This is a genomic window from Maritimimonas sp. 2210JD6-3 (genome assembly GCF_056591795.1).
This window is the reverse complement of the sequence record NZ_JBWQOJ010000060.1, coordinates 1-8,952: the sequence shown is the minus strand read 5'-3', so window position 1 is coordinate 8,952 and position 8,952 is coordinate 1. Positions and strand designations below refer to the sequence as shown.

The 8,952-nt window shown below is 32.0% G+C and carries 10 protein-coding genes; 8 read left to right on the top strand and 2 right to left on the bottom strand.

The annotated features are described in order from the left end of the window. From AC1EUY_RS15670 to AC1EUY_RS15650, 5 genes are all read left to right on the top strand, one after another. A partial coding sequence (locus tag AC1EUY_RS15670; protein ID WP_480196495.1) for a transposase occupies positions 1 to 197 on the top strand: 197 nt, incomplete at its 5' end. Positions 198 to 301: 104 nt separating this feature from the next. Next, entirely contained in the window at positions 302 to 550 is a 249-nt protein-coding gene (locus AC1EUY_RS15665) for a hypothetical protein (protein WP_480196494.1), read from the top strand. 180 nt (positions 551 to 730) lie between these two features. Further along, positions 731 to 898 (top strand): type II toxin-antitoxin system HicA family toxin, encoded by a 168-nt coding sequence (locus AC1EUY_RS15660; protein ID WP_480196493.1) that lies wholly within the window; start codon positions 731 to 733, stop codon positions 896 to 898. Positions 899 to 902: 4 nt separating this feature from the next. Further along, a complete protein-coding gene (locus AC1EUY_RS15655; protein WP_480196492.1) occupies positions 903 to 1,298 on the top strand; it encodes a helix-turn-helix domain-containing protein in 396 nt (131 codons plus the stop codon). Positions 1,299 to 1,315: 17 nt separating this feature from the next. Then, positions 1,316 to 3,121, top strand: coding sequence for an acyltransferase family protein (locus tag AC1EUY_RS15650; RefSeq protein WP_480196491.1), 1,806 nt, complete (start codon positions 1,316 to 1,318; stop codon positions 3,119 to 3,121). 153 nt (positions 3,122 to 3,274) lie between these two features. On the opposite strand, the gene AC1EUY_RS15645 is transcribed toward AC1EUY_RS15650, so the two are convergent. Beyond that, positions 3,275 to 3,595 carry a transposase gene (locus AC1EUY_RS15645; RefSeq protein ID WP_480196496.1) on the bottom strand — a complete coding sequence of 107 codons (321 nt, stop codon included), beginning with the start codon at positions 3,593 to 3,595 and terminating at the stop codon, positions 3,275 to 3,277. Between the two features lie 71 nt (positions 3,596 to 3,666). On the opposite strand from AC1EUY_RS15645, the gene AC1EUY_RS15640 reads away from it, so the two are divergent. The 3 genes from AC1EUY_RS15640 (at position 3,667) to AC1EUY_RS15630 (ending at position 6,024) form a co-directional block, all read left to right on the top strand. Beyond that, positions 3,667 to 5,166: a hypothetical protein gene (locus AC1EUY_RS15640; RefSeq protein WP_480196490.1), complete on the top strand. Its 1,500-nt coding sequence runs from the start codon at positions 3,667 to 3,669 to the stop codon at positions 5,164 to 5,166. 115 nt (positions 5,167 to 5,281) lie between these two features. Further along, the gene (locus tag AC1EUY_RS15635; RefSeq protein ID WP_480196489.1) at positions 5,282 to 5,602 is read left to right on the top strand and encodes a hypothetical protein; all 321 of its coding nucleotides are present in this window, start codon (positions 5,282 to 5,284) and stop codon (positions 5,600 to 5,602) included. 50 nt (positions 5,603 to 5,652) lie between these two features. Continuing rightward, positions 5,653 to 6,024: a VOC family protein gene (locus AC1EUY_RS15630; protein ID WP_480196488.1), complete on the top strand. Its 372-nt coding sequence runs from the start codon at positions 5,653 to 5,655 to the stop codon at positions 6,022 to 6,024. A gap of 10 nt (positions 6,025 to 6,034) precedes the next feature. Here AC1EUY_RS15630 and AC1EUY_RS15625 read toward each other — a convergent pair whose 3' ends face one another. Next, positions 6,035 to 8,782, bottom strand: a complete 2,748-nt coding sequence (locus AC1EUY_RS15625) for a DUF5916 domain-containing protein (RefSeq protein WP_480196487.1) — start codon at positions 8,780 to 8,782, stop codon at positions 6,035 to 6,037. Between the last annotated feature and the right edge of the window lie 170 nt (positions 8,783 to 8,952).

The following is an 8,952-nucleotide window of genomic DNA, read 5'->3' as shown; positions in this document are numbered from 1 at the left end:
TAATTAGACGGTATTCGGAATCTTTTAAACTCAAAATTTTAGACGAACTTACCACAGGAAAATTAAACAAGTATCAACTAGGTAAAGCTTATGGTATTGCTCCAACAACCATTAACGAATGGATTAAAAAGTACAACCGTAAAGACCTTATGAACACTAGAATAACAGAAAAAAACAATATCAAAAATTTAGCTTAAATTAGCTTAAATCCTATCTTAAATTTTAAACCAAAAAGTTCAAATTTATCTGAAGACTTACAGGTTCACCAGAAAAAGTACCAAATATCTACATTCAACATTCAATGTATTCAAAGAATGTGAAAAATGGTGGGAATGCAAAATTTCTAAAAGACATACCAATTAGAATTTACTCTGACCCAGATATTGATTGGCATCTAAAAGAAAGACAAACAGACTTTTATGATATTAATGCATTAGACCAAACAGCAATGATTAGTGAATTAAGAATTTTGGGTAATGAAAAAGCAGAATATATTAACGCATTGGGAAAAGGATATCGATTAAACGGAATGAGACATCCGCATTCTTAGTCAATTGCCGAACCAAGTGAATTAATGGAATGGATAATTGAAAAAATCGAATAAAAACGGTGGGTAACACGGTGTCCGTTGGCAACAAGCAGGAAATCCATCTTCGCATTAAAATTTTGTTTGTAAAAGGTAAATAATAGTTTACCTTTGTGTCCTGAAATCAAAGCGAAACTGAATGAAATGTTCTCAACTTTACCGAATATTAACGAAAGATGGTTGGTATGCGGTATCGTAAAAATGCGACCCGAAACAAAAAAGGGAACGATAATCTTTCCAAATCACGGTAGCCAAGAAATGGGTAAAAGCTTGGAAAAGAAAATCCTAAAAGATGCAGGAATTAAAAATTAGGATTATGGCTAAAAAGAAAAAAGTAACGATGACTGTTGAGAAAACGAGTACTGGATTTTCTGCATTTTCAGCGGATTATCCAATATTTACGACTGGAAAATCGATTCCTGAATTAATAAACAATGCATACGAAGCGACCGAATTACATTTTGAAGATGAGAAAGTAAAAATAGAACCGAATGACGTTGGATTTGAAATTGACTTTAAACAGTTTTTCAAGTTTTATAAAGTTTTAAACGCCAAATTTCTTGCGGAAAAAATAGGAATGAACGCTACTTTATTATCCCAATATATTTCAGGCACAAAAAAACCGTCAGCGAAACAGGCCGAGAAAATATTGAGCGGAATACACCAAATTGGACAAGAATTAAGCGGAATTAATTTGTTACAAACGCTATAGCTGAACGCAAAATATAAATGATAAAATATAGAAACGACATTGACGGACTAAGAGCATATGCTGTAATTGCGGTAATCATATTTCACCTTGGCTTTTTACCTAATGGATACTTAGGCGTAGATGTATTCTTTGTAATAAGTGGATATCTTATTACATCGATTATCTATAAAGAACTAAATAATAATAGTTTTTCAATTTGGAAATTCTATGAACGAAGAATTAGACGAATCATTCCATTACTCCTTTTTATTACAACGACTGCTTTCTTAATTGGGCTGTTCGTGATGCTTCCAGACGACTTAGAAAATCTAGCACAGTCGGTAGTTGCCAGTAACTTTTCAGCTAATAACATTTTAATGATGATTACTTCAGCTGACTATTGGGCTACTAAAAATGAATACAAACCGTTGATGCATACATGGTCTCTCGGAATTGAAGAACAGTATTATCTTATTTATCCCTTTTTACTTTTACTAGTTTCAAGGATACGATCAAGATTCGTTTTTCATTTTCTAATACTGATATCACTTATTTCAATAGTCCTTTTTCTTTTTTTTGGAAACCCAGCAAGTAGATTTTATCTTTTACAATACAGATTTTTTGAATTATCCATAGGTGGTTTTTTTGCGATCGCTTTTTTTGGTAAAAATATTTTTAACCCTTTCATTAAATATGTTTTCAGTTTATCAGCTCTTTGTATTTTGATATGTTTATTCACACCAGATCTTAGTAATCAATTCCTAATTATTGCAACAACCTTTTTAACTGTAATATTACTTACTACTGGTGGGATGATTAGTGAAAAGAACTTTATTTCTAAAAACGTATTTCAAAACCCAATTGTAGTTTATATTGGTAAAATCAGCTTTAGCCTATACCTTTGGCATCAATTAATATTTGCATTTTCAAGGTATACATTTTATGAAAAAATCACTTTCTCAAATAGCTTCATATTAGTAATTATTACATTTTTGCTATCAATTTTTTCGTATCATTTTATTGAGAACCCTTTTAGAAACAGAAAAGTGTTTTCAACAAGAAAAGTGTTGACTATTTTAAGTATTACTTTTCTTTTAAGTACCTCTTCTGCATTATATATATATTTCATTGGTGGAGTATATAAAGATTTTGTTGCAATTGGATTAACAACAAAAGATGTAAAAAAACAAGGGTATAATTTTTTCTCAAGTGCCGAAAATATCCATATTCATTATAACGAGAAAATTAGGAAGCTTGATAGACCCTTTAGTAATCTCAACAAACACAATATTCTAATAATAGGAAATAGTTACGGGCGAGATGTAGCCAACATATTTTTAGAATCTTCAATGAATTCTGAAAATGAATTAAGATACTTTGATATATCTAAAGCAAAAAAAGATGAAAATATCATTGAAAGATGGGAAGATGCTGATGTTATAATTTTTGCTGCAAAGGCATACCTTAGCAAGGACTGGGTAATGGATATTGGAAAGATTTTTAGTTTCACAATTGACTTTCAAAAGGTATATGTATTTGGGACAAAAGATTATGGTTACAGTAATGGTATACACTATAACAAAATGTCATCAATATCAGATTTTTCCAATTACTATGCTAATATGCGAGATGGGACATTGGAAGTTGAAAAATTACTTCAAACTGAATGGGGCTCAAATTATATAAGCCTCATTAGTCCTGTAATAGACAAAGAAGGGAAAATCAGAGTTTTTAACGACAATGGCAAATTCATAAGCCAAGACACTGTTCATTTGACAAAAGCGGGGGCTATCTTTTACTCAAGAATACTTAGCAAGAAAATAGAGATGCTTATTAAAGTATAAACTACTGCCAACAATAGAACCGTTGCACAAGTCCTTAAATTTCTTAAAAATCAATCTTCATAGAGTCATTTCAAGTCATTTACAAAATGAAACTCCCTTTTGGTAGTTTCATTTCAGGATAGCTAAAAATCACTTGTATGAGGTTTTGCAGAGTCAATTTTGTAAAAACCTTGTTCCTGCATCACTTTTTACCAGTTTTTGAATGAATTTGAGATACTTTTTAAGGGTATACGCCATAGCGACAATGTGCATAACCTTGTTTGCTTGTTGTATACCAATGGTATTGATTTTCCGAAGTCCCATAAACTGAGTAAGCGTTCCAAATACAGATTCAACGGTGGATTGCCGTTTGGATTTCATCCTTTTGCCTTTAGGAGTTAACAAACGGGCATTGTTGCGCTCGTACTCCTCCCAGTAATAGGTAACACTGAATTTCTTCTCCTTGGCTGTTTTACCAAGACAGTCAAATAATATTTCTTAATTATTACAATTTTTATTTTAATTTGCAGTTAACAAGAATAAATCTATAAAGTCAACCATAATTTATGAAAAAGATACTCTTTTCTCTGGCATTTCTATGTTCTATAGTAAATGTCGTTAACTCACAAAGCACCTATTTTAATATAAAAGAAAGCGAGAAATTTAAAGATCCGCATCGTGGCACTGATGTTTTAGCCATACATACTACAAATGAAAACGAAACGATTGTTGCTCGCTCATCAAGAAAAAAATTAATTTTCGAAATCTATGATAATAATGTAAAGAATACCTTCAATAAAGCTATAGACATACCGAAAAAAGAGAGTATTCAAGCCAACTTGTTTTTTAATAATGAATTGAAAATTTTTACTGTATATAGTCCATCTAAAACAGAAAGAATAATTAATTGCCATATTTTAAACTTAGAAACTAAAGAGTATACAAAAGTTGAACTCTTTAAAACAACTGTAGAAAAAAAACAAGTATTATTTTCAGGTCAGAATAAGCGTCAAACTAATTTTTCAATTTCTTTAAATGAAAATTACTTGGCAGTCACAACAGATCAAATCAAGAAAAATTCGAACTCTTATTTGGTACATGTGTTCGATGCGAAAAGTTTAAAATTATTATACTCAAAAAGCTATTATTCTAATACTGAAAAGTTCTATAAATTATCTGATATGATCGTTGACAATAATGGACATGTTTATGTTTTAGGAAAAGAATTTTTCTCAGGAAAAAAAGAAAAAAAAGATAATAAGGCTAATTATGCCTTTTCATTTAATAAGATCACTCAAGATAAAATTTCATCTAATAAAATAACATTAGATGAAAATGAACTTATTGAATCTCTGGCGATTGTTGATAAGGGAAATACTTTTAACCTATTCGGCTTTTCATCAGAAAAGAAAGCAGGAAGAATTAACAGTGTCTCTCAAATAAAAGTTGATCCTGCTAATCTTAAAATCTTAAATAAGAAAAGAACCAAACTACCTGAGCAAGTTTATCAAGATATTTACGGAAGCAGAAAAGTTAAAAAGAAAAAAGGAAAAGAACTTAAGAGTTTTTATCTAGATCATGTTATAGAAGATGAATTAGGAAACACCTATCTTCTAGCTGAAGAGTTTTACATAACTCGAGTATATGTTGCAACAGGTACCGCTGGAGGATATTGGCAAACTACCTATAATTATGATGACATTTTAATCTTGAAATTAAATGATACTGGTGATTTAGACTGGGGGAGAAGTATTTTTAAAAAATCTGGCACTCCATCATATAATGCTTTTGTAAAAAACAACAAATTGCATGTTTTACTTAACTCAGGGAAAACACTTAAAGTTAAAAGTGATGGAAGAACAAAAGTATCTCAAGGCTGGCTACAATCTTCTTCATTATATGATTTTATTTACGATAAAGACGGTAATTTAACTAGGGAAAAAATTCAAGACAACAAAGGAAAAACTGTCTATATACCTTATCTAGGTAACTTTAAGAATGATACTTTTATTATGTTTAATCGCTCTAAATATAACAGACAATTAATGATTTTAGAAGCTAAGTAGCGTATTTAACATAAATTAACAATCTAGGTAAAACACTATTAACTAGTTATAAAAAATATATTACATACTTTCCTTAAATTTTATTAGTTTTAATAAAAATCAAATCAACCAAATTATGTTAGGATTAGTATTACTTTATTTTATTGGCAAATATTTTTATCGTTTAGCAGAACAGTATGACAAAAGCATGTGGGGATTTGCAATTTTAGGGATTGTAGTTTACTATGCAGGTACTTTTGTCGCAGGAATTGTATTCGCCTTGTTAGGATTATTTGATGTAGAATCGACAAGTAGAACAGATGAATTAGCTATGGGTTTAGCAGCCTTACCTTTTGGTATTTTATCCTGTTATATTCTGTATTCTGTATTAGAAAAAAACTGGAAAAAAGCCAAAGAACAGAACACTGTTAGTATCGAAGACATCGGTAAATCATAAATTATGCAACTTTTAAGTACCTTTACCTAAAGTCATTAAAAAATAATCATATGAAATTAGGTGCTTTTTCAATGAGTCTTGTGGTAAAAGATATTCATGTTTCTAAAGAGTTTTATGAAAAATTAGGTTTTTCGGTCTTCGCCGGAGCACTAGAGCGTAAGTACCTTATCATGAAAAATGGTAATGCTTTAATTGGGCTCTTTCAAGGAATGTTTAAAAATAACATTTTAACATTTAATCCAGGGTGGGATGAAAATGCCAATACATTAGAACAATTTGATGATGTTCGGGTAATTCAGAAAAAACTTAAAGGAGATAACATCACTATTATCAATGAAGCAGATGAAACTACTTCTGGTCCCGCGAGTTTTGTAATTACAGACCCCGATGGAAATACCATTCTAATTGATCAACATGTATAGTGGTAAAATACTACCTTCTAAATCTATACGTAGCTTTAATTAGAAAGGTATTGTCTTTTTCTTGCCCAAGAATCTGATTATCTAGATTTCTAAAAAGGTGTTCTGTAGGATTACCAGAACCCGTTACTCCCTGAGACCACACTAAAAATATTTCAGATCCCGGTATATATTCCCAACGTACTACAAGATTAGAACGAAACTGCACAAAAGAAAAATCAGGGTTTCTAATAGTATAATCGACTGTGCCATCGATATCTTCGTCTACTGAATATGTACCACCACTAAAACCAATTTGATCTCTAGTATATGTTACAAAACGGTCACTTAAATCGTCTGCAGTAGGGGTATTTGAAACATATTTAAAAGCATCATACTTTCCTCTTGCTACAAAAGGTTGTGCATAATACTGTACCGTTAGATTAGGATTAATTGTATAGTTCAATCGAATAGCAGCGCTTAATGTTTGTTGGTCTATAGTTGCTAAAATATAGCGAGATGTACCATTAAAGTTTGTTTCTGTAACATATTGAGTTTTACTAGGATTTTTGGTGTACTCAGGACTTATAGATAAACTAAAAGCATTAATTGGCTGATATGTCAACCCACCTTCAAATCGTAAAAAGGAAAAATTATTTTCCTTCGCTTGTGAATATACATACCCACCAAAAAAACTCAATTTTTTAGTTTGATCACTATTGATAAAAAAGAAATTAATATTTTCTTCAGAAAAACGCCACCGTGGCCCACCTCTTAAAATCGTATTGGTATATATTCTGGGTTTATGAATAAATCCTATTTCTGCTCCCCAATTATTATTGAGTTGTGCGAATGAGGTAAGTCTGTATTGAATTCTATTATAATTTCCCTGAAAATCATATGAAGTGAACATATTCATTCCTGCATTGATAAATCGAAAATTTCCAATAGGTTTTAACGTACGCCAACGAAGCCATGCATACTGACGTATTTCATCCGCCTGACGGAGAAAACCAATATCATTTAGTTCTAATTCTGGTGAACGCCAATTTGCACCAATACCATACCGCCAATTACCCGTACTTTGCTTACCAAACTCTACTTTACCACCTGTACCACTAAGCGATGTTCTATCTGGATCGACCTCAACATGATCAGCATCTACCCTATTAAACAAATGTGTCAGTGAAGATTGTGTTCTTTCTATAGCCTCTTTACTTCCTTGTACATGACTTAACACCACATTACCTTCTATATAATATTTTCTATCTTTCCATTGATGTTTAAAATCTAGTCCTCCAGTATAAGCAGCCTCGTGGATATAATTAAGGTTATTTTCTCTTGCATCAAAAGTGAATGGATCTACAAGTTGATTCGTTCCGTTATAAAAGTATTCGTTTATATTGGGTACATATTCATAGCTTAAAGGGGTGCCTAAATCTCGATTTGTAGCTGTAAAAATTCCTCCCAAAAATGTTTGTTGTTCATTAAAATCTTTTTGAATTCTTGTTACAAAATAGTTTGTTAATGGTTCAATCACCGCTTTTCTACGCCGATCGGTAGTTTCTGTTATCTCAGCGATTTCTGCCACCTCTCTAGAAGTAACACTTTCTAAAACCCCTATAGACCAACCATTTCTAGTTTTACCGCTTAGCTTTGCCGCTCCTAAAATCGTAGTGTTTACTGGTCTATCTACAAAATTATTTGCACCCGTAGTCACAGAACCTTGTGGAGTTCTACCTATGCGCCTAGAGAAAAATAAATTATCGCTATTCCCTCCAAAACGAAAATCAAAAATGTTTTTATTCTCTACGAAAAATGGACGTTGTTCTCTAAAGAACACTTCAAATCCATCAAGTGCAATGGCGGCGGGATCGGCTTCTACTTGCCCAAAATCAGGGTTTATAGTAAGATCTAGTGTAAGATCATTTGTAACGCCTATTTTAGCATCTAGACCACCATTTAATGTAAAATCACTACCATCTCGGAATGGATTTCCTATTTCTTTCGGATAAGAATCCTGTTGTAAAACCACAAAAGGTTGTACTTCTAATTGTCGTTGCGGTATCAATCCTTTTAAACCATGCAACTCACCCGCTTCACTTACGAAACCTGGCGCATCTGCTGGTATGCGTTGCCAAAGTGATGTTTCATTGGTTCTAAATAGCCTTCGCACTACATTTAATCCCCAAATCTGATTTTGAGATTTACCAAAACGTAATTGACTTAACGGTATTTTCATCTCGGCCGTCCATCCTTCGCCATCTATATTAGCTTTTGCATACCAAACAGGATTCCAGCTATCGTCAATATCATCACCATTATTTGTAACAATTTCATCGCCTCTTACCCCTGCCGCTGTAACCGTAAACACAAATGCCGTACGTTTATCAAAATAACTATCTATCAATATATTCACACGATCACCCACAAAACCATCACGTCTAGAAAGGCGATTAATAATACTATCTGGGGCTTTATCTAAAGAACGAATACCTACATATAAATTTTTGGTATCATATAAGATTTTGAATTTGGTTTGAAATGTAGGAGGTGTATTTTCATCAGGTTCATTTTCAATAAAATCTGATCCCCAATCAACCAAATTCCAACCAGAATCATTTAGCTTTCCATCAATTACAGGTACATTTTCTGCCTTAATTTGTTGTGTGGTATAAATACGTTTGGGCACAATAGTACTTTCTTGATCTTGCGCAACTGCATTTTGTAGAAAGAAAAGAAAAGAAAAGAAAAAATTTAGAATTAATCGGTTTTTAGACATGTTGTGGGATTATAGATTGCCTCATCACACACCTTCATTTAGCTTCGGCAAGGTACTATAATCCAATCTTAAGATTTTGTTAATTATTGTAGCATGGATGTTAAAATAATTTGACTGTCCGTAATGAATCATACAGGGTGTTCTAATTTTCAGTTATTTAAGACAAATTT

What these genes read in the sequence shown, in the direction of transcription:
- AC1EUY_RS15665 (WP_480196494.1), top strand. Translation starts at nt 302, where the DNA reads ATGTATTCAAAGAATGTGAAAAATGGTGGGAATGCAAAATTTCTAAAA.
- AC1EUY_RS15660 (WP_480196493.1), top strand. Translation starts at nt 731, where the DNA reads ATGTTCTCAACTTTACCGAATATTAACGAAAGATGGTTGGTATGCGGT.
- AC1EUY_RS15655 (WP_480196492.1), top strand. Translation starts at nt 903, where the DNA reads ATGGCTAAAAAGAAAAAAGTAACGATGACTGTTGAGAAAACGAGTACT.
- AC1EUY_RS15650 (WP_480196491.1), top strand. Translation starts at nt 1,316, where the DNA reads ATGATAAAATATAGAAACGACATTGACGGACTAAGAGCATATGCTGTA.
- AC1EUY_RS15640 (WP_480196490.1), top strand. Translation starts at nt 3,667, where the DNA reads ATGAAAAAGATACTCTTTTCTCTGGCATTTCTATGTTCTATAGTAAAT.
- AC1EUY_RS15635 (WP_480196489.1), top strand. Translation starts at nt 5,282, where the DNA reads ATGTTAGGATTAGTATTACTTTATTTTATTGGCAAATATTTTTATCGT.
- AC1EUY_RS15630 (WP_480196488.1), top strand. Translation starts at nt 5,653, where the DNA reads ATGAAATTAGGTGCTTTTTCAATGAGTCTTGTGGTAAAAGATATTCAT.
- AC1EUY_RS15625 (WP_480196487.1), bottom strand. Translation starts at nt 8,782, where the DNA reads ATGTCTAAAAACCGATTAATTCTAAATTTTTTCTTTTCTTTTCTTTTC.